18 protein-coding genes and 1 pseudogene are annotated in these 26,272 nt (G+C 72.1%); 12 read left to right on the forward strand and 7 right to left on the reverse strand.

Annotated features, from left to right (window positions below; genetic code table 11):
* Positions 1–13 precede the first annotated feature (13 nt).
* Both ACFWBB_RS28980 and ACFWBB_RS28985 read left to right on the forward strand, forming a co-directional pair.
* A complete protein-coding gene (locus tag ACFWBB_RS28980; RefSeq protein ID WP_385278189.1) occupies positions 14–1,306 on the forward strand; it encodes a PspC domain-containing protein in 1,293 nt (430 codons plus the stop codon).
* Positions 1,303–2,049: a LuxR C-terminal-related transcriptional regulator gene (locus ACFWBB_RS28985; protein ID WP_385278191.1), complete on the forward strand. Its 747-nt coding sequence runs from the start codon at positions 1,303–1,305 to the stop codon at positions 2,047–2,049. Before ACFWBB_RS28980 ends, ACFWBB_RS28985 begins: the two co-directional genes overlap by 4 nt.
* Before the next feature lie 13 nt (positions 2,050–2,062).
* Here ACFWBB_RS28985 and ACFWBB_RS28990 read toward each other — a convergent pair whose 3' ends face one another.
* Entirely contained in the window at positions 2,063–3,142 is a 1,080-nt protein-coding gene (locus ACFWBB_RS28990) for an NlpC/P60 family protein (RefSeq protein WP_385278224.1), read from the reverse strand.
* A 464-nt stretch (positions 3,143–3,606) separates the two neighbouring features.
* Between ACFWBB_RS28990 and ACFWBB_RS28995 the strand changes: the two genes are divergently transcribed.
* Positions 3,607–3,960, forward strand: coding sequence for a hypothetical protein (locus ACFWBB_RS28995; RefSeq protein WP_385278193.1), 354 nt, complete (start codon positions 3,607–3,609; stop codon positions 3,958–3,960).
* On the opposite strand, the pseudogene ACFWBB_RS29000 reads toward ACFWBB_RS28995, so the two are convergent.
* Positions 3,938–4,946: pseudogene (locus ACFWBB_RS29000) on the reverse strand (tellurite resistance/C4-dicarboxylate transporter family protein). The gene ACFWBB_RS28995 and the pseudogene ACFWBB_RS29000 sit on opposite strands and share 23 nt — an antisense overlap.
* A 95-nt stretch (positions 4,947–5,041) precedes the next feature.
* Here ACFWBB_RS29000 and ACFWBB_RS29005 point away from each other — a divergent pair.
* The gene (locus tag ACFWBB_RS29005; protein WP_385278195.1) at positions 5,042–5,497 is read left to right on the forward strand and encodes a VOC family protein; all 456 of its coding nucleotides are present in this window, start codon (positions 5,042–5,044) and stop codon (positions 5,495–5,497) included.
* Positions 5,498–5,728: 231 nt separating this feature from the next.
* Here ACFWBB_RS29005 and ACFWBB_RS29010 read toward each other — a convergent pair whose 3' ends face one another.
* On the reverse strand, positions 5,729–7,165 hold the full coding sequence (locus ACFWBB_RS29010) for an NlpC/P60 family protein (RefSeq protein ID WP_385278197.1): 1,437 nt from the start codon (positions 7,163–7,165) through the stop codon (positions 5,729–5,731).
* A 456-nt stretch (positions 7,166–7,621) separates the two neighbouring features.
* Here ACFWBB_RS29010 and pcrA point away from each other — a divergent pair, with 456 nt between their 5' ends.
* Entirely contained in the window at positions 7,622–10,117 is a 2,496-nt protein-coding gene (pcrA, locus tag ACFWBB_RS29015; RefSeq protein WP_385278199.1) for a DNA helicase PcrA, read from the forward strand.
* 78 nt (positions 10,118–10,195) lie between these two features.
* Here the strand turns inward: pcrA and ACFWBB_RS29020 are convergent, their stop codons facing one another.
* Together ACFWBB_RS29020 and ACFWBB_RS29025 are read right to left on the reverse strand one after the other, a co-directional pair.
* Positions 10,196–11,704: a M23 family metallopeptidase gene (locus ACFWBB_RS29020; protein WP_385278226.1), complete on the reverse strand. Its 1,509-nt coding sequence runs from the start codon at positions 11,702–11,704 to the stop codon at positions 10,196–10,198.
* Positions 11,705–12,034: 330 nt separating this feature from the next.
* The gene (locus tag ACFWBB_RS29025) at positions 12,035–13,060 is read right to left on the reverse strand and encodes an esterase/lipase family protein (RefSeq protein WP_385278201.1); all 1,026 of its coding nucleotides are present in this window, start codon (positions 13,058–13,060) and stop codon (positions 12,035–12,037) included.
* 498 nt (positions 13,061–13,558) lie between these two features.
* Here ACFWBB_RS29025 and ACFWBB_RS29030 point away from each other — a divergent pair, with 498 nt between their 5' ends.
* Positions 13,559–13,981, forward strand: coding sequence for a cobalamin B12-binding domain-containing protein (locus ACFWBB_RS29030; protein WP_385278203.1), 423 nt, complete (start codon positions 13,559–13,561; stop codon positions 13,979–13,981).
* Between the two features lie 70 nt (positions 13,982–14,051).
* On the opposite strand, the gene ACFWBB_RS29035 is transcribed toward ACFWBB_RS29030, so the two are convergent.
* Both ACFWBB_RS29035 and ACFWBB_RS29040 read right to left on the reverse strand, forming a co-directional pair.
* The gene (locus tag ACFWBB_RS29035; protein WP_385278205.1) at positions 14,052–15,752 is read right to left on the reverse strand and encodes a DUF5691 domain-containing protein; all 1,701 of its coding nucleotides are present in this window, start codon (positions 15,750–15,752) and stop codon (positions 14,052–14,054) included.
* Between the two features lie 151 nt (positions 15,753–15,903).
* On the reverse strand, positions 15,904–17,256 hold the full coding sequence (locus tag ACFWBB_RS29040; RefSeq protein ID WP_385278207.1) for an SWIM zinc finger family protein: 1,353 nt from the start codon (positions 17,254–17,256) through the stop codon (positions 15,904–15,906).
* A 146-nt stretch (positions 17,257–17,402) separates the two neighbouring features.
* On the opposite strand from ACFWBB_RS29040, the gene ACFWBB_RS29045 reads away from it, so the two are divergent.
* The 6 genes from ACFWBB_RS29045 (at position 17,403) to sucD (ending at position 26,230) form a co-directional block, all read left to right on the forward strand.
* Positions 17,403–18,533 carry an AAA family ATPase gene (locus ACFWBB_RS29045; protein ID WP_385278209.1) on the forward strand — a complete coding sequence of 377 codons (1,131 nt, stop codon included), beginning with the start codon at positions 17,403–17,405 and terminating at the stop codon, positions 18,531–18,533.
* Between the two features lie 112 nt (positions 18,534–18,645).
* Positions 18,646–21,135: a DUF5682 family protein gene (locus ACFWBB_RS29050; RefSeq protein WP_385278211.1), complete on the forward strand. Its 2,490-nt coding sequence runs from the start codon at positions 18,646–18,648 to the stop codon at positions 21,133–21,135.
* Positions 21,132–22,349 carry a VWA domain-containing protein gene (locus tag ACFWBB_RS29055; RefSeq protein WP_385278213.1) on the forward strand — a complete coding sequence of 406 codons (1,218 nt, stop codon included), beginning with the start codon at positions 21,132–21,134 and terminating at the stop codon, positions 22,347–22,349. The genes ACFWBB_RS29050 and ACFWBB_RS29055 overlap by 4 nt, the downstream gene beginning before the upstream one ends.
* Before the next feature lie 65 nt (positions 22,350–22,414).
* Complete coding sequence (locus ACFWBB_RS29060; protein ID WP_385278215.1) at positions 22,415–23,461, forward strand: hypothetical protein; 1,047 nt, start codon at positions 22,415–22,417, stop codon at positions 23,459–23,461.
* Between the two features lie 681 nt (positions 23,462–24,142).
* On the forward strand, positions 24,143–25,321 hold the full coding sequence (gene sucC / locus ACFWBB_RS29065) for an ADP-forming succinate--CoA ligase subunit beta (protein ID WP_385278217.1): 1,179 nt from the start codon (positions 24,143–24,145) through the stop codon (positions 25,319–25,321).
* 21 nt (positions 25,322–25,342) lie between these two features.
* Entirely contained in the window at positions 25,343–26,230 is an 888-nt protein-coding gene (gene sucD, locus ACFWBB_RS29070) for a succinate--CoA ligase subunit alpha (RefSeq protein ID WP_328480150.1), read from the forward strand.
* The last annotated feature ends 42 nt before the right edge of the window (positions 26,231–26,272 follow it).

Raw genomic sequence — 26,272 nt, forward strand, 5'->3', positions numbered from 1 at the left:
GACCATCGTTGGCATGCCGGAAGCCGCAGCCATGCCACTCGCCGAACCGCGGCCGCCGCGCAAGCTCTACCGCAGCAGTGACGGACGCTGGCTGGGTGGCGTGGCGCGGGGGCTCGCCGGGCATCTCGGGCTGCCCGTGGTGTGGGTGCGGCTCGTCTTCGCCGGCCTGTTCATGGCGGACGGTCTCGGCGCCCTGCTCTACGCGGCCTTCTGGTTCTTCGTGCCGCTCGGGGTCGGCGGTGTCGGCGGCCAGAAGTCCCCGGCGCTCGTCGGTACCGAGACCGCACCCGACGGCCGTCGCCGGCTCGTCGCGCGCAAACCGGACAAGGGGCAGATCGTCGCGCTGCTCCTCATGGTCGTCGTCGCCATGGTCTTCGTGGGCAATGTGAATCTGGGCAGCGGCGCAAAGGCGTATCTGCTGCCCGCCGTCCTCGTCGGCGCGGGCGTCGCCCTCGTCTGGCGCCAGGCGGACAACGCGCGCCGCGCCCGCTGGGTCGAGGTGGGCCGCAGACGCCGTACGCTCACGCTCCTGCGCGCGGGCGCGGGAGTGCTGCTGGTCACGGCCGGTGTCTCCGGCATCTTCGTCCTCCAGGGTTCCGCCGCCCATCTCGGCTCCGTGCTGCAGGCGGCCCTCGCCGTCCTCGTCGGCATCACGCTACTCGCCGGTCCGTATCTGGTCCGTATGACGCAGGACCTCTCCGAGGAGCGGCTGATGCGCATCCGGGCCCAGGAGCGCGCGGAGGTCGCCGCCCATGTCCACGACTCGGTGCTGCACACCCTGACGCTGATCCAGCGCAACGCGGAGAACGCCGGGGAGGTGCGCCGCCTGGCCCGCGCCCAGGAGCGCGACCTGCGCACCTGGCTCTACAAACCCGAGGGCACCGGCAAGGAGGAGGCCGACGAGCCGACCACGGTCGCCGACGCGGTGCGGCGCAACGCCGCCGAGGTCGAGGACAAGCACGGCGTCCCCATCGAGGTCGTGGTCGTCGGCGACTGCCCTCTCGACGAACGGGTCGGCGCACAGATGCAGGCCGCGCGTGAGGCGATGGTGAACGCGGCCAAGTACGGTGGCGACGGCGGCGCCGTGCAGGTCTACGCCGAAGTCGAGGGCCGGACGGTCTTCGTGTCCGTCCGGGACCGCGGACCCGGCTTCGACCTCGACTCGATACCCGTCGACCGCATGGGCGTCAGAGAATCGATCATCGGCCGCATGGAGCGCCACGGCGGCACGGCGCGGCTGCGGGCCGTCCCGGACGGCGGCACGGAGGTCGAGCTGGAGATGGAGAGGGCGGAGAAGACGTCATGAGCGACCCGACCGACACGAACGGCACGACGGGACCGGCGGAGGCGGCCGAGCCGGCGAAGTCCTCCGGCGACGGCACGGGCGGGCGCCATGTGCGCGTGGTCCTGGTCGACGACCACCGCATGTTCCGTACGGGAGTGCAGGCCGAGATCGGCCAGACCGAGCAGACGGGCGTCGAGGTCGTCGGTGAGGCGGCGGACGTCGACCAGGCGGTCACGGTGATCACCGCGACCCGGCCCGAGGTGGTACTCCTCGACGTCCATCTGCCGGGCGGGGGCGGGGTCGAAGTGCTGCGGCGCTGCGCCCCGTTGATGGCCGATGCCGAGCAGCCGGTGCGTTTCCTCGCCCTGTCCGTGTCGGACGCGGCGGAGGACGTGATCGGGGTGATCCGTGGCGGCGCCCGCGGCTATGTCACCAAGACGATCACCGGTATCGACCTGGTCAACTCCATCTTCCGGGTGCAGGAGGGCGACGCCGTCTTCTCGCCGCGGCTCGCCGGGTTCGTCCTCGACGCCTTCGCCTCGACCGACGCTCCGCCGGTCGACGAGGACCTCGACCGGCTCACCCAGCGCGAGCGCGAGGTCCTGCGGCTCATCGCCCGTGGCTATGCCTACAAGGAGATCGCCAAGCAGCTCTTCATCTCCGTCAAGACGGTCGAGTCGCACGTCTCGGCGGTGCTGCGCAAGCTCCAGCTGTCCAACCGGCACGAGCTGACCCGCTGGGCCACGGCACGACGGCTGGTGTGAGGGACGAGCGGCCTCACACCACTCGCGTCGCGCCCGCGAACGGCATCTCGTCGATCGGTGCCACGCGTACCGGAGCCGACGGGTTCGGGGCGTGGATCATCTGGCCGTTGCCGATGTAGAGGCCGACGTGGGAGATGCCGGAGTAGAAGAACACCAGGTCGCCCGGGAGGAGTTCGGAGCGGGAGACGTGCTGCCCGGCACCGATCTGGGCGTAGGTGGTGCGCGGCAGGGAGACGCCGGCGGAGCGGTACGAGGCGAGCACGAGGCCCGAGCAGTCGAAGGCGTTCGGCCCGGTCGCGCCCCACACATAGGGGCTGCCGAGCTTGGAGTATGCGTAGGAAACGGCCTCCGCAGCACGGGAGTTGGGGGCTTCGGCGGTGGCGGAGCCGGGTGCCGGGAGGCTGTCACGTCCGTCTGCCGAGGCGCGCGAGGCACGGCCGCCCGTGCCGCCGCCGCTGGTTCCCTCACCGATCCCGGCCCGCTCCGCCGTCGTCAGCTGGGAGAGCAGGCGCCGCGCCGCGTCGAGTTTGCCGGTGATCGTCTTCTTGCGCGTCTTCAACTCGGCCTGGCGGGTCCTGAGCGAGGTCAGTTCGACGCGTGCGGCGCCGCGCAGCTGCTCGATCTCCCGCAGTTGTCTGCGTACCTGGGTGACGGCGGCGGACTGGCGGGCGCCGGCGCGTTCGGCGAAGGCGGCGCCGTCGAGGTACTGGTCGGGGTCGTCGGAGAGGGCCAGCTGTACGGCAGGGTCGAGGCCGCTGCTGCGGTACTGTGCGGCGGCCATCGAACCCAGCGTGTCCCGTGCCGCGTTGAGCTTCTCCTCCTTGCGTGCCGCCTCGTCCCGCAGGGTCTCCAGTCGCTGCTCGGCCGATGTCGCCTTCTCCCTCGCGCCGTTGTACTTCTCGGTGGCCGCCTCCGCCTCCTGGTAGAGCTTGGCCACCCTCGCCTTGACCTGGGCCGGCGTCAGGTTCGGCTCGGCCTGTCCGGTTCCGTCGAAGGCCGTCGCCGTCGCGGCGCCCGCGAGAGCGAGGGTGAACGCCGTGCGGGCCGTCTGGCCGCCGAGCGAGCGCTGTCGGGGCTTGCGGTGCGCTGCCACGTGGGACTGCACGTCCTTTCGTACGACCGCCTCGTCCGTCCGTACAGCCACCGGATGACCGTCCGGGGGAGCGGACGGACGGCCCCGGGGGGCTGCTGACGGGTCCGGCGACGGCCCGCACAGGGGGAGCGGGACGCCGCCGGACCTTCTCGGCGGTGGTGGCCGACTGCCGCCCCTGGCCCGGGCGGCGGTGGGGAGCCGGTCACCTGGGGCAGGACGCTAGGCCCGGCTGTGACGGTTGGGTAACGCGAAGTACGGAAGTGACACGAGCGGACCGCGGCGTGATCACATGTGCCCGGAAATCCGGACGCGGGCCGTCGGGTTCGCGCAGCGCGCTGACCGAAACGGCGGTTTCGGGACACGTTGGAGCGCCAGGCTGCTATGGCACGCATATATGCAAATGCCGCCGCAAGGGGAGGGCCGGTGTCGGAGGGCACCCGCACGGCTGATTAGCATCCGGTTTCATGGACGTACTCATCCATCTTTTCGTCGGTCTGCACATCATCGGCATCGCCGCGCTCCTGGGCGGCTTCCTCACACAGCTGAAGGCGATGGGCCGGGGCACGGCCCGCTTCGTCCCGGGCATGCTCCACGGCGCGGCGACGATGCTGGTCACCGGCGTGATCCTGGTCGGCCTCAACCAGGCGGACGACCAGCCCGTCAACAACATCAAGATCGGCGTGAAGCTGGCGCTGCTGATCGTGATCCTCGGCCTCGTCTATGTGAAGCGGGACGACGAGACGGTGGAGAAGCCCCTGTTCGGCCTGGTCGGACTGCTGACCGTGGCGAACATCTTCATCGCGGTGCTCTGGACCTGACGGACGCCGGGGCCGTGGCCACGGCCGCCGCGGCGACGGCCAGCCACGCCGCCACCGCGACCCACAGCAGCACCTGCCCGGGCCCCTTCAACGACGGCACGTCGACGGCGCCGGCGACGGACAGGGTCGCCACGGCCGTCATCCCCATCGGGAACACCGTCGCCCAGCGGCGCATGTCGTAGCGCGGCCGCGGCCACCGCGCATCGGCGACGAGCAGGACGGCGTACCAGGCCAGGGCGAGTACCAGGAGCCCGACGGTCACCGTGCGCAGGACGCCGGTGTCGTCGTCGTTCCACAGGCGCAGGTCCCCGTCGTCGGCGGCGAGGAGTTGCGCCCCCGCCAGCGCCGAGACGGCCAGCGCGCCGCCCGCCACCCACTGGTCCCCGGCGCCCCTCGGCCACCTGCCGCAGGTCGAAGAGCGCCAGGGCGACGCCGTAGAGCCCGAGCCCGAGCCAGAACAGCACGAGCGCCGTGTGCGCGAGCCAGGCGGCCGCCTGAGCCCCGGCGAGGACCGCTCCCTGCACGGCGAGGCCCTGGGTGGCCACGCAGCACAGGAAAACCGTCCCGGGCATGCCCCGCTGCAGCCGCCGAACGACGGTTCCGAGCAGCACGGGCCACAGCACCGCCGCCAGCGCCAGCAGCGCCTCGGCGAGGGTGTGCCGGCCGAACGCGGTGAGGCGGGTGCCGAGCACGGTCGTCGCCGCCACGGCGGTCAGCGCCCCCGGCGTGCCCGCCTCCGTCAGCCACCGCTCGCGCCTGCGCGCCAGCCGTACCGCGAAGTCCGCCGCCAGCGCCAGCCAGGCGGCGGCCGTCATCGCCAGGGCGACCCGGGACACGACCTCGTTTCCTGTCAGGTGCAGTCCGATAGACAGGATGCCGGTCGCCATGACGGCGGCCCCCGCCACCGGCGGCCGCCGTGCCCACCAGACGCGCAGCACGGAGCCGAGGGAGGGTGCCGCGGGCGGGGAAGCGGGGGAGCCTGGCATGCGGCCGATGCTAAGGAGCACGGTGCGCCGCGAGAGCGGGGCACGCGCCAGGTACTGATCCCGGGGCCCCCGCAGGCAGCCGGTAGTGTTGGCCGATGATCAGCAATCCGAAACTCCAGCTGACCATCGACTGTGCCGAGCCGGAGCGACTCGCGGCGTTCTGGGCCGCAGCGCTGGGCTACGAAGTCGAGCCGCCACCAGCGCCCTTCGCCAGCTGGCGCGCGTACTGGTTGGACCAGGGCTTGCCAGAGGAGGAGCTAGGCACGGGTGACTGCAGTGACTCCGTCGTCGATCCACAGGGCGTCGGACCGCGGATCTGGTTCCAGCAGGTGCCCGAGCCCAAGGCCACCAAGAACCGGCTCCACCTCGACCTCGGCGTGAGCGGTGGGCGCGGCGTCCCGTTCGCAACCCGTAAGGAGCGCGTCCTTGCCGAAGTGGCGCGACTGGAGAGCGCTGGTGCGTCCCGGCTACGCGTCGAGGAGTCGGAGGAATCGGGCTCCTGTTTCGTCGTGATGCAGGATCCGGAGGGCAACGAGTTCTGCGTTCACTGAGCTCAGCGCCGGCGGTCCCCTTTCACAGCGCGTTTCAGCATCGACCCTGCTCAGCCCTTCCCTCCAGAAGATCTACGCCCTTCCCAGTTCGCGTCGCTCGTGGGGTCCTCGGGGTCGTCGGGGAGGAGGTCGTAATCCGGCTCCGTGGACTTCTCATCGCCATGTCCAACCGGACAAGCCTCGGACAGGTCGATGGACAAAGGCCAACTCACATGCGGACCTACAGTGTCCTCAGGCCGGGCGTAGCACGCTGTGGATGCCTGACTCGCCGTCGTACAGGACCGACTCCTCGCGGACGTACGCGCCCGGCTTCGGGGCGTGGATCATCATGCCGTTGCCGATGTAGACGCCGACGTGGCTGAAGTCGGCGTAGAAGAAGACCAGGTCGCCGGGCCGGGCGTCGGCGAGGGAGACCGTGGTGCCCGCGTTCACCTGGTCGTAGGAGGTGCGCGGGAGGGTGACGCCGGCGGCTTTCCAGGCGGCCTGGGTGAGGCCCGAACAGTCGTAGGAGTCGGGTCCCATCGCACCCCAGACGTACGGCTTGCCGATCTGCGCGCGGGCGAAGGCCAGCGCCTTCTCGGCCTTCGTGGCGTACGAGAGGTCCCCGGAGGAGGTGCCGGTCGATGCCGACCCCATGCCCGACCCCGTGACCGACGCCAAGCTCGACCCCGTGCCCGACCCCGTGACCGACGCCAAGCTCGACCCCGTGCCCGACCCCGTGACCGACGCCATGCTCGGCGCCGTGACCGACGCCATGCTCGGCGCCGTGACCGACGCCATGCTCGGCGCCGTGACCGACGCCATGCTCGACCTCGTGACCGACGCCATGCTCGGCGCCGTGACCGACCCCGTGCTCGACCCCGTGACCGACGCCAAGCTCGGCGCCGTGACCGACCCCATGCTCGACCCCGTGACCGCCGAGATGCCGCCGCTCTCCTGCTGGGCCGCGGCCCGCGCCGCCGCATGCTGCCGGGCGAGCTCCGCCGCCTGGCGCGCGGCCTCCTCCTGGCGCTGCTTCTCGATCGCCGCGAGGCGTGCCTTCTCCTGGGCCGTCAGCCGGGACAGCAGCTCGCGCGCGTCGCCGAGCTTCTTCTGGACGCTGGCCTTGGCCGTTCTGAGGCCGTTCTGCGAGTCGGTGAGCCCCGCGAGGCTCTCGGTGGCCTCCTGGCGCTGTTTCGCCGTCGCGGACTGCTCGGTGACGTAGCTGTCGACCGCGCCGTTCTGGCGATCGGTCAGCCGGCTCATCAGCTGGTTCCGGTCGAAGTGGTCCTGCGGGGTGTCCGCGAGCAGGAAGGCCGCCGTGTCGGGCGCGGAGGCGCCGGTGCGGTACTGGGCCGTGGCGTGGGAACCCGAATTCTCCCGCGCCTCGTTGAGCTTCTGGGTGCGCTGCGCGACATCGTCGAGGAGGCTGCCGGCCTGCTTGCGCTGCTTGGCCGTCTTCTCCTTGGCTGCGTTGTACTTCTCCGTCGCCGACTCCGCCTGACGGTAGAGGTCGCCGACCTTCTTCTCGACCTCCTCCAGGCTCGGCCTGCCGTCGTCCGACGCAGCGGCGTTCGCCGTCTGGGAGAGCAGGGCCACGGACGTGAAGGCGGCGGTGGCGAGGGCGGGGGTGCGTATGCCCGCCACGCGCGTGCCCGCGGAACGCGGCTTGCGGTGCTGCGACGCCAAGGGAGGCGACTCCTTCCAACGCTCCGCCTACCGGGTACGCGGTGGGGTCCCTCCCCGGCCGCTCGGGCGCTGGGGGAGGGCGCGGGCAGGTACATCGGAAGGGTTGCCCTACGGCCCGCCCCCGGAGGAGCGTTGGGCCGATTCACCCCGGGTTTCGGTGGGTTCCCGGTTCCGGCCGGCGTGAGCGGACGCGGCGGACTCGGCGGAGGCCGTACGGGCCGGCGGGGTTCGCCGGTCGGGGGGCGTACGACCTGTTCGGCACGGTAGCCAACTCGTGTGGCCCGTGTGAAGGTTGCTGGGCGATATGCCCGATACATTTTCGTGACCTAAGACCAGGTTTCCGCGTCGCGGGCGTACTGGTCGCGGATGGTGACAAGGGTCTCCCGGAGGGTGAGGGCGGGAGATGTTCCGGGACGGCGGCCGGTTGTCAGTGGCGCCCCCTAGACTCGGAGGGCGATGAGCAGCCTCTTTGACGACAGCTTCCTGGCGAACCTCCAGGGCCCCCGCGCCCATGAGGAGGAACCCCCGCCACCGCCCGAGGACGATCACGGACCGGAGTCGGTTCCGGACGATCTGTTCGGCGGGAAGTTCGACATGCCTCCGGACCGGGACACCCACTACCGCGACGGCGCCCCGCGCCCCGTCCTGGACGCGGCCGCACTCCTGGAGGGGCTGAACGACAACCAGCGCGCGGCCGTCGCCCACGCGGGCACCCCGCTGCTCATCGTGGCCGGCGCCGGCTCCGGCAAGACGCGCGTGCTCACCCACCGCATCGCCCACCTCCTCGCCGAGCGGCACGTGCACCCGGGGCAGATCCTCGCGATCACCTTCACCAACAAGGCCGCGGGCGAGATGAAGGAACGCGTCGAGCAGCTCGTCGGCCCGCGCGCGAACGCGATGTGGGTGATGACCTTCCACAGCGCGTGCGTGCGCATCCTGCGCCGCGAGAGCAAGAGGCTCGGCTTCACGTCGTCCTTCTCGATCTACGACGCCGCCGACTCCAAGCGCCTCATGGCCCTGGTCTGCCGCGACCTGGATCTCGACCCCAAGCGCTACCCGCCCAAGTCCTTCAGCGCCAAGATCAGCAACCTGAAGAACGAGCTGATCGACGAGGAGGACTTCGCCGCGCAGGCCACCGACGGTTTCGAGAAGACCCTCGCCCAGGCCTACGCGATGTACCAGTCGCGGCTGCGGGAGGCGAACGCCCTCGACTTCGACGACCTGATCATGACCACGGTCAACCTGCTGCGCGCCTTCCCCGACGTCGCCGAGCACTACCGCCGCCGGTTCCGCCATGTCCTGGTCGACGAGTACCAGGACACCAACCACGCCCAGTACGCCCTCGTGCGCGAGCTGGTCGGCAGCTCCGAGCACCCCGTCGACGTACCCTCGGGCGAGTACGACGTGCCGCCGGCCGAGCTCTGCGTCGTCGGTGACGCCGACCAGTCGATCTACGCCTTCCGGGGCGCGACGATCCGCAACATCCTCCAGTTCGAGGAGGACTACCCGGACGCGACGACGATCCTGCTGGAGCAGAACTACCGCTCCACGCAGACGATCCTGTCCGCCGCCAACGCGGTCATCGAGCGCAACGAGTCCCGCCGCCCCAAGAACCTGTGGACCAACGCGGGCGCGGGCGCGCGCATCACCGGCTACGTCGCCGACACCGAGCACGACGAGGCGCAGTTCGTCGCCGACGAGATAGACCGGCTGACGGACGCGGGCGACGCGAAGGCGGGCGACGTCGCCGTCTTCTACCGCACCAACGCCCAGTCCCGTGTCTTCGAAGAGATCTTCATCCGCGTCGGACTGCCCTACAAGGTCGTCGGCGGGGTCCGCTTCTACGAGCGCAAGGAGGTCCGGGACGTCCTGGCCTACCTGCGCGTGCTGGCCAACCCGGAGGACTCGGTGCCACTGCGCCGGATCCTCAACGTGCCCAAGCGGGGCATCGGCGACCGCGCCGAGGCGATGATCGACGCCCTCTCCCAGCGGGAGAAGATCAGCTTCCCGCAGGCCCTGAAGCGGGTCGACGAGGCCTACGGCATGGCCTCACGGTCGACGAACGCCGTGAAGCGGTTCAACGCGCTGATGGAGGAGCTCCGCACGATCGTCGAGTCGGGAGCCGCTCCGGCGACGGTCCTGGAGGCGGTGCTCGAGCGCACCGGCTACCTCGCCGAGTTGCAGGCCTCCACCGACCCTCAGGACGAGACCCGTATCGAGAACCTCCAGGAACTCGCCGCCGTGGCCCTGGAGTTCGAGCAGGAGACCGGCGAGGCGGAGGGCGAGGCCACGGCGCCGGTCGGGCTCTCCGCCTTCCTGGAGCGGGTCGCCCTGGTAGCCGACTCCGACCAGATCCCCGACGAGGAGGACGGTTCGGGAGTCATCACCCTGATGACCCTGCACACCGCCAAGGGCCTCGAGTTCCCGGTCGTCTTCCTCACCGGCATGGAGGACGGCGTCTTCCCGCACATGCGCGCCCTCGGCCAGACCAAGGAACTCGAGGAGGAGCGCCGCCTGGCCTACGTCGGCATCACACGCGCGCGGGAGCGGCTCTACCTGACGCGGTCCGCGCTGCGCAGCGCGTGGGGGCAGCCTTCCTACAACCCGCCCTCCCGGTTCCTGGAGGAGATCCCGCCGACGTACGTGGACTGGAAGCGGACGGGGGCGACCGCGCCCGCGTCCTCCGGGCCCGTCTCCGGTGTGGCGGCCTCGCTGTCCTCGTCCCGCTCGCGGTCCTCGGCCGCGGGCGCCTCCGGCTTCGCGACACGCCGCAGCGCCGAGAAACCGGTGGTCGCGCTGGCCGTCGGGGACCGGGTCACCCATGACCAGTTCGGGCTCGGCACGGTCGTCGGCGTGAAGGGCACGGGCGCGAACGCGGAGGCCACGGTCGACTTCGGCGACGTCAAACCGAAGCGGCTGCTGCTGCGGTACGCGCCGGTCGAGAAGCTCTGACGCACGAGTGAGCCCCCGCTGCGACAGCGGGGGCTCGGGGCGCGACGAGCGCTTACGCCGGCTTACGTGACGTGGGCCTTACGTCGGGTTGAGCCCGTGACTGCGCAGCCACGGCAGCGGGTCGATCGCGGAGCCTCCCGCGGGCCGGACCTCGAAGTGCAGGTGCGGACCGGTGGAGTTGCCGGAATTCCCGGAGTACGCGACCGGGTCGCCTGCCTTGACGGTCGTACCGGAGGACACCCGGTAGCTGGAGAGGTGGCAGTACCAGGTCTCCGTGCCGTCCTTCGCGGTGATGATCAGCATGTTTCCGTAGGCGCTGTTCCACTGCGTCCGTACGGTGCCGTCGGTCGCCGACATCACGGTCGTGCCGTAGGACACCGGGAAGTCGATACCGGTGTGCTGGGACATCCAGTTGATGCCGGCCTGGCCGAAGTAGGCGCTGAGGCCGCGCTGCGCGACCGGCAGTGCGTACTTGGGGCGCAGCCGCTCCTTGCGGGCCGCCTCGGCCGCCGCCTTCTTCTGCTCGGCCTCCTGCTGCGTCTTGAGGTCGATACGTTCCTGCGTGCGGCTGGCCCGGTCGGCGAAGTCGTCGGCGCCGGCGCTGAGGGTCTCGAGCTGGGCGTCCAGCTTGTTGTTGGCGGCGGACGGTTTCACGGCCTGCGCGTCCGAGGCGGACGCCGTCGTGTCCTTGTCGTCGCCGCCGGTCAGCGTGCCGACCGAGGCTGCGGCGATGCCCGCGACCCCCATCACACAGGCCGAGGGCACGGCCACCGTCAGCAGGGCGGAGCGCTTCGCGGGGATCCGGCGCCGGGAACGGTTGGCGTTGCGGGCGGCCGCCCGCCCACCCGGGGCGAAGGCCGGGGCCGGCGCGGTCTCCTCCTGGTCGTCCAGGAGGGGCAACGGGGCGTCGTCGGGCAACTCACCCTCGGCGGGGGCGTGTTCGTCGTACCCGACCTGCTCGAAGGTGGCGGTGGCCTGCTGGTCGAACGGGACCTCGGCCTGCTGCTCGTACTCTTCGGCGGTCTGCCGGGTGGCCTCGCCGCCGTCGGAGTTCCACTGCGTGGCGTCGTACGCGCCGGTGTCGAAGGCCTGCGTGCCCCATTCCCACTGCTGGGTCCGGTCGGCGGGGCTCGCGGACTGGTCGGGCTGCAGCCAGGCGCTCGCGTCCCACTGGCCGCTGGCATCCGGTGCCGTCCCCTGCTGCGGGACGACGGACAGCTGCTGGTGGTGATCGGCCGACCAGGCGGAGGCGTCGTACGCGCCCGTGTCGTAGGCGGCGGCGTGGTGCTGGGCCGCGTACCCGTCGTAATTCAAAGTCTGGTGACTGCCGGTGTCCTGCGTCTGGTGACCGTCGGCGTCCCACTGGGTGGTGTCGTACGTGCCGGCGGCGAGGGCCGTGCCGTCGCCCGGGAGTTCACCGAAGAGCGGGTCGGCCGGCGTGAAGTGCCCGGTGGTGTGCGCGACCGCGTCGAACGCGCCGGTCTCGTACCCGTGGTACGTGGTGAAGCCGTCGCACGAGGCTTCCTGGGTCCCGTACGACGTGTAGTGCGCCGAAGCGGCGTCGGAAGCCGGGGTCGGGGTGGTCATGATCCCCGACGGGTGACGGTCGTTCACCAACTTCTCTTTCGCCGACAACAGGGGCTGCCAGAGCAGTGCGGCGACTGTACCCGGCAGTACGCGGGCACGACAATCTTCTGCAGGTTTCATGCCTGGGGGAAAGGGGCATTCGGCCGTGTTTCGGGGGACGGCGGGCGCGGGTTTGGCCTTACGTTCGAATAGCGTTCCATTTCGAGCGGCTGTCGACCGGCCGTCCGTGAGTCGTCGGACGCCTGTCGAGGCCCTGTCGGGGGCGCGGTCGGGCCGACGGTCAGGCGACGGTCGGTCAGGCCACGGTGAAGCCGACGGTGACGCCGACGGTCAGGCGACGGTCAGGCCGTCGGTCTGAGTGCCGGTACGGGGGCTGCCCGGGCGGGTGCCGGCCCGTGCGTCGGAGGGTGCGTCCGGGTGGGCAGTGTCGAGGGCCTGCCGGATGCCGGTGGCGACGGCCGGGTGCACGGGCAGGGCGAGGTGGCCGATCCCGGTCACCCGGACGTTCTGCGCCGACAGGTCGGGATGGTCGACGCAGGCGCTCTCGAGCGGGTCCATGAGGTGGTCGAGGTCGCTCCAGAAGCTGACGAATTGCGTACGGCAGCCCGGCGCCGGCCTGGAGAGCTCCTCGATCACCTCGGAGCCGGGGCGCATCTGGCGCACGATCGGGTGCGCGTTCGCGAGCGGGGCCACCCGCGTGCCGGAGTGCGGGGTGCCGAGCGTGACGAGTATCCGGACGCGGCCGTCGCCGCCCAGCCGCTGCACGTAGTAGCGGGCGATGAGGCCGCCCAGGCTGTGTCCGACCACGTCGACCTGCGGGCTGCCGGTGCGCTCACAGATCTCCTCTATGTGCCGGCCGAGCAGTTCCGCGGCCGTGCGGATGTCGCAGGTCAGCGGTGAGTAGTTGAGCGACTCCATCCGGTGCCTGCCGTGCTGGGCCAGGCTCCGGCGCAGCAGGACGAAAACGGAACGGTTGTCGATGAACCCGTGGAGCAGGACGACCGGGGGCGGGGCCTGGGTCGGCAGCTGGGGCGGGTCCTCGGCGGTGGCCGCCCCGGGCAGCGCCGGGCGGACCGCGGCGCGGCGCTCCTGGGCGATGCCGGAGGGGTAGAGGAGCAGATGTCCGGCGAGGATCGCGAGGTCCAGCGCGGTCGCCTTGAGGAGCGTCAGGGAGAGTCCGGCCAGTCTGCTCGGAAGCCCGGGAAGCCCGGGAAGCCCGGGAAGGCGGGGGAGGCCTGGGAGGTTCGGCAGGCTCGGGAGGCTTGAGAGGTTCAGGATGCCCGGAAGGGTCCGCATGTCCGGCAACAGTCGCTGACACAACGGAAGGAAGGGCTGAAGTGCCCGGGTGACCATCATGGCCGACCTCCTGTCGGCACGCTGAGGACGTCTCTGTCCCCCCGTGTGCCCTCGTGGAAGTCGCGGTGGAGGAGGTCGATCGGGCACGGCAGGGAGTGGGGCGGGTGCGGCCGGAGTGCGGGGTGTGTACGGCTTGTGTGACACCCGTTACACCGCTGACGGCAAGGATTCCCGCCGGTGTGGCGACGAGGCTCCCGCTGTCGTGCCTTACCTGTCCTACATGCCCATCGTGCCTTCCGATGCGCCGTACCGCCACGCCAGCGGCCTGTGGCGCGACGGTACGGCGACCTCGTGCGGCTCCCGGTGCGACTGTTCCCCCGTGGCGAGGGGGAGCGGTGCGCGGTGAACGTGTCCCTTCGTGTGATTTCCCCCTCGGTCCACACCGCGAAACTGCCGGTTGCGGGATGGTGGCGATAACGTTCGTTCACTTCCCCGGGCGGTCTGGCACGGGGTGTCCGTGCCATTGAGGATGGACGTAGTCGCTTCATGGAGGCAGTGATGGGTGTGGCAGCCGGTCCGATCCGCGTGGTGGTGGCCAAGCCGGGGCTCGACGGTCACGATCGCGGAGCCAAGGTGATCGCGCGGGCACTGCGCGACGCCGGCATGGAAGTCATCTACACCGGGCTCCACCAGACGCCCGAGCAGATCGTCGGCACCGCGATCCAGGAGGACGCCGACGCGATCGGTCTTTCCATCCTGTCCGGGGCCCACAACACGCTCTTCGCCGCGGTGATCGAGCTGCTGAAGGAGCGGGACGCGGCGGACATCCTGGTCTTCGGTGGGGGCATCATCCCGGAGGCGGACATCGCGCCGTTGAAGGAGAAGGGCGTCGCGGAGATCTTCACGCCGGGGGCGACCACCGCTTCGATCGTGGACTGGGTCCGGGCGAACGTGCGCCAGCCGACTGCCTCCGGCGGTTGAACCGGTTGTCGTGCGGGAGGCTCGGGTGGCCTCCACTGGGGGCGCTGCCCACCCGGGCCCCGTTCGGCCATCAAGGGGCCCCTTCCTCGAACTCCCCCAGCGGGGGCATCCCCGGACGGGCTGGAGGGTGCTGGCCGGAGCTTCCCCGGCGCCGTCCCTGGGGCAGCTCGAGTTCCTCTGCCATCACCGCCCGCAGCCGCAGCGTCCTTCCCAGGCGCTGGAACGCCTCCGCCCAGTACCCGCCCGCGCCCGGTGAGGCGTCCTCCCGTTCGTCCGGGACGGCCAGGAGGGCGTCGAGCCGGGTTGCCTCCGCGGGGTCGAGACAGCGTTCGGCCAGGCCCATCACGCCGCTGAAGCTCCAGGGGTAACTGCCCGCGTCCCGGGCGATGTTGAGCGCGTCGACGACGGAACGGCCGAGCGGGGTGGCCCACGGAACGGCGCAGACGCCGAGTAGCTGGAAGGCCTCGGAGAGCCCGTGGGCCGCGATGAAACCGGCGACCCACCCGGCGCGTTCGGCCACCGGAAGCGTGCCCAGCAGCTTGGCCCGTTCGGCGAGGGAGACCGCGCCCGGCCCGCCCGCGCCGGGCGAGGACGGCGCCCCGAGCAGCGCCCGCGACCAGTCGGCGTCGCGCTGCCGTACGGCGGCCCGGCACCACGCCGCGTGCAGTTCGCCCAGCCAGTCGTCGGCCACCGGCAACGCCACTATCTGTTCCGGAGTACGGCCGCCCAGTCGCACCTGCCAGGTGGCGAGCGGGGCCGCCTCCACCAGCTGACCGAACCACCAGGACCGTTCGCCCCGGCCGGGCGGCGCCTTGGCCGACACTCCGTCGCGTTCCATGGCCGCGTCGCACTCGTGCGGAGCCTCCACCACAAGCGTCGGCGTGTCCCCGGTGTGGTCGACGGCCACGCAGGTGCCGGCCCGGACCGCCATCCGTGCGGCGAGCGCCGAACCCGGCAGTGCCGAGAGCAACTCCGCGGCGGTGGCCCGCACATTGCGGCTCCGGTCCGCAAGCGCCTGCTCCAGGAAGGGCTCGTCCCGTGCGCCGAGGCCCGTGCGCAGCGAGTCGAGGAACATCAGCCGGTCCTCGGCGCGCTCCGTCGACCAGGTCGCGGACAGCAGCTCACGGGCCGCGTCGGGATCGCGGAAGCGGATCGACGTCAGGAGGGTGACCCGCTCGGCGAACAGGCCCTCCTGCCAGAGCGTTTCCACGCGCTGCCGCTCCGCGGGGCCCGGCAGCGCGGTGCCGCCGCCGGGTGTCGCGCGCAGGGCGAACCGCCAGTCGGGGTTCAGCCGGGCCAGCCACAGGGCGCGCGGTCCGGCGAACTCCAGCGCCGCCAGGCGCAGATCCGTACGCCCGCGTGCCGCGTCGAGCAGCGCGGGGAGGGACTCGGGAGGCGCGGCGAACCCCCGGGCGTTCACCGCCGTCAGCCACTGCGGCAGCAGCTCCATGAGGTCCGGGGCCGTGCCTCTGCGGCCGCCTGCCCCGCCTCCGGGGCGGTCGGCCAGGAGGAGGCTCAGTCGCCGGGCCGCCGCGATCGGCAGCGCCGGGCGGGGGTCCTCGGCGGCCGGCTCGAGGAGGGGGGCCGCCGGGCCCGGGCGCAGACCGGCCCGTCGGCGCACGGTCTCCGCGGCCGCCGCGTCCAACAGGGCGCTCGGCGCGGTCCAACCGGGGGCCGCTCCCGCAGGCGTCCGGCGGTCCGTGCCGAGGAGGGCCGTGCTGACCAGTTCCTCCCAGGCCGGCGGCGGGGGGACGGGTGAGGTGGCGTTCATGAGGCTCCCTTCTGTGCCGTCGCGGCGGCCGTAGCCGTCGGTGGGCAGTCGCAGGTGGGGTTCTGATCGCCGGCGAGGTCGTGGTCGTCGGTGGGGCCGCGGTCGCGGCTGTTGTGCTCGCTGTTGCTCGCTGTCGCTGCCGCAGGGTCGTTCAGCACAGGCGGACCGCCTCTCCCTCGCCCGTCGGCCAGGCCGTCAGCGGGGTGAAGCCGCGGTGGCCGCACTCGCCGAAGACTCTGACGGGGGCACCGCCCGAGAGCGCGACCAGGCGCCACAGGCCGGGGCGGGAGAGCGCCGCGGGGGTGAGCGGCAGGGCCGTGTCGCCTTCGGCGTCCGCCAGTTGCCAGGAGTCGCCGTCCGGGGTCGGTATGACGGCGTTCAGTGTCACGGGTACGGAGTCCTGCCAGGGGTCGTGGCGCAGGATCTCGCCGTAGCGGGCGGTCGCCTCGGTCGTGGTCGTGCCCGGAGGCCGGGTTCCGGTGGGGGCAGGCGGGGCGAACTGCTCGCCGAGTGCCGCCCGTTGCTGTCCGGCGCCCGCGTACGCGGACAGTTCGGCGTCCAGGACGAGGCCGACGGGCAGCGTGATTTCCGGTGCGCGTCCCGCGGCGCCGTAGGAGAGGAGGAGTGCGGTCCGGCCCGAGGTGGTGCCGTACAGCCAGATGCGGCGGGTCGTCAGTTTCGGGTCCTGCCTGTCGTACTGGGCGAGCACCAGCCAGTGGTCCCGGACCGGCGGACCCACCGGCGAGGAGGGGAGACCCACGCGGGCTCGGACCGTCACCGCCAGGGCGTCCGGCAGCAGCTCGCGGTGCAGCCAGCCCTGGTCGAGCAGGTGGAGCAGCGCGCACTCCTCCAGCAGCCGCACCGGCCAGTCCGGTCCCGACGCCGGAACCGAGCCCAACTCCCTCACCCGTGCGGCCAGTCCGGGCGCCTGCGCGTCGACCATGCGGGCCGCCGTCTCCTCCCACAGCCCGTACCCCGACTGCTCGGCCGTGGCCAGGCCGGAGCGCAGCAGATCGGTGAGCCGCTCCTCCAGTTCCGTCGCCCCCGAGGTGATCCGCTCTGCGCGCCGCTCCGCCCGGCGGCGCGCCCCCTCCGGATCGGCGGGGCCGCCCACGGAACCCGCGGGGCCCGCCTCCCGTTCCTCCTGCGTACGCCTGCGCCCCGCGATCCACTGCTCGGCCCAGTCCGGCGCCCGCCCCGCCGGCATCGCCCCCTCGCCGCCGGACCAGAGCAGCAGCAGCCCGAGCGCGTGCTTGCACGGGAACCTGCGGCTCGGACAGGTGCACCTGTACGCCGGACCGGTTCCGCCGGCGGTGTCGACGACCGTCCGGTACGGCAGGCTTCCGCTGCCCTCGCACAGACCCCACACCGCCCCCTCCGGCGAACTGCCCGTCCCGGACCACGGATCGGCCGTGCCGAGTTTGCTTCCCGCTTTGCGCGACGTGGAGTCAGGCGCCAGTGCCAGCACCTGGTCCGCGGTCCAGCGCACCCCCTGCTGAGTCATGTCATCGAAGGTAGATCCTCCCACTGACAATCGGTCCGGCGTCTCCGGTCGCGAGGACGTTTCCGCAGGTCGGATCGCATTGTCAGTGGGGTGGTGCACGGTGGACACCAGATGCCGAACCGGCCGAGCTGGAGGGGGCCTCAGCCATGTCCGTGTCCGTAGAACCAACGTCCGCGCAACCGAGTGGGAAGGCGTCGGCGGAGGCGTTGCGCCCGCACGCCGAGGATGCCTTCGCCGACGAACTCGCCGCGCTGGCCGCGCAGGACGACCGCCCGCGCCCGGCCCGCTGGAAGCTGTCACCGTGGGCCGTCGCCACCTATCTTCTCGGCGGCGTCCTGCCGGACGGCACGGCGATCTCGCCGAAGTACGTGGGCCCGCGCCGCATCGTCGAGGTCGCCGTGTCCACCCTCGCCACCGACCGCGCCCTGCTCCTGCTCGGCGTCCCGGGCACCGCCAAGACCTGGGTCTCCGAGCACCTGGCTGCGGCCGTCAGCGGTGACTCGACGCTGCTGGTGCAGGGCACCGCGGGCACACCGGAGGAGGCGATCCGTTACGGCTGGAACTACGCGCAGCTGCTCGCGAACGGGCCGAGCAGGGACGCGCTGGTGCCCAGCCCCGTCATGCGGGCCATGGCGGAGGGGGCGACGGTACGGGTGGAGGAACTGACCCGTATTCCGGCCGACGTGCAGGACGCCCTCATCACCATCCTGTCGGAGAAGACACTGCCGATTCCGGAGCTGGGGCAGGAGGTGCAGGCGGTCCGCGGATTCAGTCTCATCGCCACGGCCAACGACCGCGACCGCGGGGTCAACGAGCTGTCCAGCGCCCTGCGCCGCCGCTTCAACACCGTGGTGCTGCCGTTGCCGGAGAGCGTCGAGGCCGAGGTCGGCATCGTCGCCCGGCGCGTCGGCCAGATCGGGCGCTCCCTCGACCTGCCGGCCGCACCCGACGGCATCGACGAGATCCGCCGGGTGGTGACGGTCTTCCGGGAACTGCGCGCAGGCGTCACCTCCGACGGCCGTACCAAGGTGAAGTCGCCGAGCGGCACGCTGTCCACCGCCGAGGCCATCTCCGTCGTCACCGGTGGGCTCGCACTGGCCGCGCACTTCGGTGACGGTGTGCTGCGGGCGGGGGACGTGGCCGCGGGCATCCTCGGCGCCGTCGTCCGCGACCCGGCGGCCGACCGGGTCGTCTGGCAGGAGTACCTGGAGGCGGTCGTCCGTGAACGGGCCGGCTGGACGGACTTCTACCGGGCCTGCCGGGAGGTGAGCGCGTGAACGGGAGCAGCGGAACCAACGGCAACCAGGGGATGCGGGCGCGGGCCCGCGGAGCGTGGAGGGTGGCTGTGGACGACGACACGAGGTGGCCCCGCAGGCGCGGGTGGACGGGATGACAGGCGTCGAGGAGGGCGGTGGCCGGGACGCGGGGGCGGAGTGGCCGTTGCTGCTCGGGGTGCGTCACCACGGGCCGGGGTCGGCGCGGGCGGTACGGGCGGCGCTGGATGCCGCCCGGCCACGGACCGTACTGATCGAGGGGCCGCCCGAGGCCGACGCGCTGATCCCGCTGGCCGCCGACGAGGACATGCGACCGCCGGTCGCGCTGCTCGCCCACGCCGTCGACGAGCCCGGCCGTTCGGCCTTCTGGCCGCTCGCCGAGTTCTCCCCCGAGTGGGTCGCGCTCCGCTGGTCCCTGGAACACGGGGTCCCGGCCCGCTTCATCGACCTCCCGGCCACCCACACCCTGGCCTGGGGGAGAGAGGAAACCGAGAGCGGGCGCGCGAACGAGCACGAGAGGGAGAAGGAGCACGAGGAGGGGGGCGGGAAGGAGCAGGAGTACGCGAAGGGGGGCGTCGGGAACGGGGTGCGGGGGGATCCACTCGGGGCGCTGGCCGCGGTCGCCGGGTATGACGACGCCGAGGGCTGGTGGGAGGACGTCGTCGAGCATCGGTCGGCGGGATCGAATGATCCGTTCGCGCCGTTCGCCGCGATCGAGGAGGCCATGGGGGCGCTGAGGGAGGCGTGCGACACCGACGCGAGGGGGGAGGTCGGCGACCGGGACCTCGTGCGTGAGGCGTACATGCGCATCCAAGTGCGAGTGGCGCAGCGGGAGTTCGGGTCGGACGCGGTGGCCGTGGTGTGCGGGGCGTGGCATGTGCCCGCACTGCGCCGGAAGGCAGCCGTCGCCGCCGACCGCGCGCTGCTCAAGGGGCTGCCCAAGGTCAGGGCCGACCTGACCTGGGTGCCGTGGACGCACCGCAGGCTCGCCCGGGCCGGGGGCTACGGCGCGGGCATCGACTCGCCGGGCTGGTACGCCCACCTCTTCGGCGCGCCGGACCGGCCGGTCGAGCGCTGGCTGACGAAGGTGGCGGTGCTGCTGCGTGCGGAGGACCGGATCGTGTCCTCGGCGCACGTCATCGAGGCGGTCCGGCTGGCCGAGACGCTCGCCGCGGTGCGCGGCCGGCCGCTGCCGGGTCTCAGCGAGACCACCGACGCCGTGCGCGCGGTGCTGTGCGAGGGTTCGGACGTTCCGCTGGCCCTGGTGCGCGACCGGCTGGTGGTCGGGGACGTGCTGGGTGAGGTGCCGGCCGGTGCGCCCGCCGTGCCGTTGCAGCGCGACCTCGACCGGCTTCAGCGCCGGCTGCGGCTCAAACCGGAGGCGGAGGAACGCGAGTTGGCGCTCGATCTGCGCAAGGAGAACGACGCCGGGCGCAGCAGGCTCCTGCACCGGCTGCGGCTGCTGCGCGTCCGGTGGGGCGAGCCGGCCGCCTCGCCCGGCAGCACGGGCACGTTCCGGGAGACATGGCGGCTGCGGTGGGAGCCGGAACTGTCGGTGCGGACCGCCGAGGCCGGGATCTGGGGGACGACCGTGCTCGCCGCGGCCACCGCCAAGGCGGAGGCGGACGCGGAGGCCGCGCGCGGCCTCGCCGAGGTGACCGGGCTGGCCGAGCGCTGCCTTCTGGCCGGGCTGCCGGACGCGCTTCCGACGGTGATGCGGATCCTCGCCGACCGGGCGGCGCTCGACACGGACGTCGGTCACCTGGCCCAGGCCCTGCCCGCGCTCGTCCGTTCACTCCGCTACGGCGACGTACGCGGCACCGACACCGGAGCGCTGGCCGAAGTGGCGGCGGGACTCGCCGAACGGGTCTTCGTCGGCCTCCCCCCGGCCTGCGCCTCGCTGGACGCCGACGCGGCGGACGAGATGCGGCGCCATGTGGACGCGGTGCACGGCGCGGTGGGGATGCTGGAGGAGACGGCGGAGCCCCCGGAGCGGGCCGACGGGGCTGAGACGGCCGTCCGGGCGGGACGAACGGGTCGGGCGGGCCAGGTGGGCGGTCTGCGGGAGCGCTGGCGGAGTGTGCTGCGGGTGCTCTCCGGGCGGGACAGCGTGCCGGGTGTGATCCGGGGGCGTGCCGTGCGGCTCCGGCTGGACGAGGGGGAGCTGGACCAGGACGAGGCGGCGCGGCTCATGGGGCTCGCCCTGTCGCCGGGGACACCGCCGTCGGACGCGGCCGCCTGGATCGAGGGCTTCGTCGGAGGCGGCGCCGGGGGCGGACAGCTCCTCGTGCACGACGAACGGCTGCTCGGGCTGGTCGACGGATGGCTCACGGCGGTGCCGGCGGAGGCGTTCACGGACGTCATGCCGTTGCTGCGGCGGACGTTCTCGGTGTACGAGGCGGGGGTGCGCAGAACGCTCGGCGAGCTGGTCCGGCGCGGTCCGGGGGCGCGGGGCGGCCGGCCGGGCGCGGACTCCGGGACACCCGGGTTCGCGGCCGGACTCGACGCGGGGCGCGCGGACGCCGTCCTGCCGGTGGTGCGGCTGCTGCTGGGTCTGGATCCCGGCACCGCCGACGACGACAAGTTTGCGGAGGTAGGCACATGACGACGACCGACGCGGCGTCGACCGAGGCCGCGACGACCGACGCGGCGTCGACCGAGGCCGCGACGAGCGAGGCCGGGCAGGAGCGGCTCCGGCGCTGGCGGCTGGTGCTCGGGGGCGACACGGCCGACGGAACCGGCCACGGGCTCTCCGGCCGGGACGCCGCGATGGACGGGGCGCTCACCGCGCTCTACGGGAAGGAGGGCGCGGCGCGGACGGGACGCGACCGCTCGGCGGGGCTGGGGGCGTCGGCGCCGTCCGTGGCCCGCTGGCTCGGGGACATCCGCACCTACTTCCCCTCCTCCGTCGTGCAGGTCATGCAGCGCGACGCCATCGAACGGCTCGGGCTGTCCGCGCTGCTGCTGGAGCCGGAGATGCTGGAGGCGGTGGAGGCCGACGTGCATCTCGTCGGCACGCTGCTCTCGCTCCACAAGGCGATGCCGGAGACGACGAAGGAGACGGCACGCGTCGTGGTCCGCAAGGTCGTCGAGGACCTGGAGAAGCGGCTCGCGACCCGCACCCGGGCCGTTCTCACCGGCGCCCTCGACCGCGGCACGCGCGTCAACCGCCCGCGTCACCAGGACATCGACTGGAACCGCACGATCGCCGCCAACCTCAAGCACTACCTGCCCGAGTACGGGACGGTCGTGCCGGAGCGGCTCGTCGGGTACGGGCGGGCGTCGCGGTCCGTGAAGAAGGAGGTGATCCTCTGCATCGACCAGTCGGGGTCGATGGCGTCGTCGGTGGTGTACGCGTCGGTCTTCGGGGCGGTGCTGGCGTCGATGCGGCCGATCAGCACCCGGCTCGTCGTCTTCGACACGGCGGTCGCCGATCTCACCGACCGGCTCGACGACCCGGTGGACGTCCTGTTCGGCACCCGGCTCGGCGGCGGTACGGACATCAACCGGGCGCTCGCGTACTGCCAGTCGCGGATCACCCGGCCCGCCGAGACGGTGGTGGTGCTCATCAGCGACCTGTACGAGGGAGGCATACGGGACGAGATGCTCAAACGGGTCGCGGCGATGAAGGCGTCGGGCGTGCAGTTCGTCGCGCTGCTCGCGCTGTCGGACGAGGGGGCGCCCGCCTACGACCGGGAGCACGCGGCCGCGCTCGCGGCGCTGGGCGCACCGGCGTTCGCCTGCACCCCGGATCTGTTCCCGGAGGTGATGGCGGCGGCGATCGAGAAGCGTCCGCTGCCCGTGCCGGACACCGCCTGACGCAACGCGGGGCGTACATGCAAGGATCGGGGCACGTCGCCGCCGCACGGGAGGAAGCTCCCCTCTTGACCTGGCCCACCGCCCTGCCTGTCGCCGCTCCGCGCGTCCTGCGCGGCGCGATGCGGCGGCGTGTGCTTCAACTGGTGCTCCTGGTGGGCGGGTTGTTTACGCTCGGGCTCCTCTGTGGGGAACAGGCGCATGCGGCGGAGGGCCCGTCCGCACCGGTCGCGGTGACCGCCCAGGTCACGAGCGCGACTTCGGGTTCGCCGGTCGGTGATCGCGCCGTGGTCGTGGTTGCGACCTCGACCTCGACCTCGACCGCGGGCTCGAGCATGGGCTCGGGCATGGACGATGAGCTGGAGCGGGCCTCGGTGCAGGTGCCGCCGCCCGTCCTGCCGCCGTCGCGGTCGCCGAGGCTGCCGATCAGCTCGGACCTGCCCGATCTCCCCGACCTCCCCGAACTTTCCGACGGCGCTGAGCTTTACGACGTCTCCGGCCTCACCGAGCTGCCAGGCCTCCGCGACGTGCCCGTACTCTCCGACCTGCCAGGCCTCCCCGACCTGCCCGCACTCGCCGGTCTCCCTGACCTGCCGTCCCTCCCCGCCCTTCCGGCGCTTCCCGCTCTTCCGTCGGCTCCCGTGCGGACGCTTCCGGTGCCGGTCGTGGAGGCGCCCGCGCCGGGCTCCGGGGTGACCCCGGTGCCGGATGGCCACGGGCTCGGTCACCGGCGGGCCGCCGACGCCGACGCCGGCCTCGACACCGCGGTCGTGACGGCGATGGGCGCGGGCGCGGGCGCGGGTGTGGCGACGTACGGGCCGGTGGGCATGGGCGCCGGGCGTTCGGCCGACGCCGGTCACCACGTCGCGTCGGCCCGCGCCGGTCAGGCTCCTGTTCACGCTCCCGGGCCTGTGCGCCGCGCACCCGCCGGTGACCCCGATGGCGTGCTGGGCGGGGTGTCGGTGCTCGACGGCGGTGTGTCGCGGCACGGTGACGCGCATGCCGTCACTCCGCGTCACCGGGTGTCGACGCGGTTGATGCCCGGCGGCGCCGTGCGCTCCGACGAGACCGCGACGCGGGACCGACGTCGCGACATCCCGGTCTTCCCCGGCTAGGGACGGGCGGCCTTCCCCCGCCCCCGATATGTGGCGCGGGGGCGGAACAGGTGCACAGGGCCAGGTCTGCCCGGTCGTATGCCGCCCGGAGCCCTTCCCGTTCCGGCGTCGAGCGTCGGCACCCCCTGAGCCCCGTCCGTCAGCACCACCTGCTTCGGCAGCGCGTACCGCGCTGACCGGTCGACTCCATGAGGTACCAGGCCCCCGGACGGCCGAAAGCCGTCGGTCTGTCCGGCCGAAGCCTCATGGAAGGGGTCGAGCGATTCCCATTGAGGGGTGGGGATCGTCCGCCCTGAGCCCTCAAGGGGCTGTTCAGGGGCCTCACCGGGCCAACCCCAACCCGGTGAGGCCCTTCCCCCCGACCTCGGATCCGCCCCACGTCCGCCCGACGTCCGCCCCATATCCGCCCCACGTCCGCCACGTGTGCGCCTCATATCCGCCTCACGTCCGGCACGGGGTGCCAGTGAGCCCGGCATCATGTGACAGGTATCACCGCTCAGGTGTGACCCTCGATTTAGGGGCCTCCTGCAAGCAGCGATAACCTGCGAGACGGACATGCCGCGCGCTCGGACACCGTGTGCGCCTCCCTTGTGACTGACAGACGAAGCGGACGTCACGTTGCCCTCGCGGCACGCCCACGCAGACAACGAACCGCGAGATCACTGATAGGGACGGAAGCGCGTGGACCTGTTCGAGTACCAGGCGAGGGACCTCTTCGCCAAGCACGATGTACCGGTGCTGGCCGGTGAAGTCATCGACACGCCTGAGGCGGCCCGCGCAGCCACTGAGCGTCTCGGTGGCAAGTCCGTCGTCAAGGCCCAGGTGAAGGTCGGCGGGCGTGGCAAGGCCGGTGGCGTCAAGCTCGCCGCCTCCGCCGACGAGGCCGTGGAGCACGCCACCAACATCCTCGGCATGGACATCAAGGGCCACACGGTCCACAAGGTGATGATCGCCGAGACGGCCCCGGAGATCCTGGAGGAGTACTACGTCTCCTTCCTCCTCGACCGTGCCAACCGCACCTTCCTCTCCATCGCGTCCGTCGAGGGCGGCATGGAGATCGAGGAGGTGGCGGAGAACCGCCCCGAGGCCGTCGCCAAGACGCCGATCGACGCCAACGAGGGTGTGACCCCCGCGAAGGCCCGCGAGATCGTCGAGGCCGCGAACTTCCCGGCCGAGGTCGCCGACAAGGTCGCCAACGTCCTCGTGACGCTGTGGAAGACCTTCATCGAGGAGGACGCCCTCCTCGTCGAGGTCAACCCGCTGGCGAAGGTCGCCTCCGGTGACGTCATCGCCCTCGACGGCAAGGTGTCCCTGGACGAGAACGCCGAGTTCCGTCAGCCGGGACACGAGGAGTTCGTCGACCACGATTCGGCCAACCCGCTCGAGGCCGCCGCGAAGGCGAAGAACCTCAACTACGTCAAGCTCGACGGCGAGGTCGGCATCATCGGCAACGGCGCGGGTCTCGTCATGAGCACCCTGGACGTCGTCGCGTACGCCGGTGAGGCGCACGGTGGGGTCAAGCCCGCCAACTTCCTCGACATCGGTGGCGGTGCCTCCGCCGCCGTCATGGCGAACGGCCTGGAGATCATCCTCGGCGACCCGGACGTCAAGTCCGTCTTCGTCAACGTCTTCGGTGGCATCACCGCCTGTGACGAGGTCGCCAACGGCATCGTCCAGGCGCTCCAGCTGCTCGCGGACAAGGGCGAGGAAGTCACCAAGCCGCTGGTCGTCCGACTCGACGGCAACAACGCCGAGCTGGGTCGCAAGATCCTCTCCGACGCCAACCACCCGCTGGTCCAGCGCGTGGACACCATGGACGGCGCGGCCGACAAGGCCGCCGAGCTCGCGGCTGCGAAGTAAGGGAAGAGGGACAGAACAGCCATGGCTATCTTCCTGAACAAGGACAGCAAGATCATCGTCCAGGGCATGACCGGTGCCACGGGCATGAAGCACACCAAGCTGATGCTGGCGGACGGCTCCAACATCGTCGGTGGCGTGAACCCCCGTAAGGCGGGCACGTCCGTCGACATCGACGGCACCGAGATCCCGGTCTTCGGCACGGTCGCCGAGGCGATCGAGAAGACGGGCGCCAACGTGTCCGTCCTCTTCGTGCCGCCGGCCTTCGCGAAGGCCGCCGTCGTCGAGGCGATCGACGCGGAGATCCCGCTGGCCGTCGTCATCACCGAGGGCATCGCGGTGCACGACTCGGCCGCGTTCTACGCGTACGCCGGGTCCAAGGGTGACAAGACCCGGATCATCGGCCCGAACTGCCCCGGTCTCATCACCCCGGGCCAGTCGAACGCCGGCATCATCCCGGGCGACATCACGAAGCCGGGCCGCATCGGTCTGGTCTCGAAGTCCGGCACGCTGACCTACCAGATGATGTACGAGCTGCGTGACATCGGCTTCTCGTCCGCCGTCGGCATCGGTGGCGACCCGATCATCGGTACGACGCACATCGACGCGCTCGCCGCGTTCGAGGCCGACCCCGACACCGACCTGATCGTCATGATCGGTGAGATCGGCGGCGACGCCGAGGAGCGGGCCGCGGCCTTCATCAAGGACAACGTGAAGAAGCCGGTCGTCGGCTACGTCGCGGGCTTCACCGCGCCCGAGGGCAAGACCATGGGCCACGCCGGCGCCATCGTCTCCGGTTCCTCCGGCACCGCCCAGGCGAAGAAGGAGGCCCTCGAGGCCGCCGGCGTCAAGGTCGGCAAGACGCCGACCGAGACGGCGAAGCTGGCCCGCGAGATCCTCGCGGCCGGCTGATTCCCAGCCGAGTGCCGGTGGGCCCGCTCCCCTCGTGGGGGC

Origin of the sequence: Streptomyces sp. NPDC060000 (assembly GCF_042737375.1) — a bacterium.
Lineage (GTDB): Bacteria > Actinomycetota > Actinomycetes > Streptomycetales > Streptomycetaceae > Streptomyces.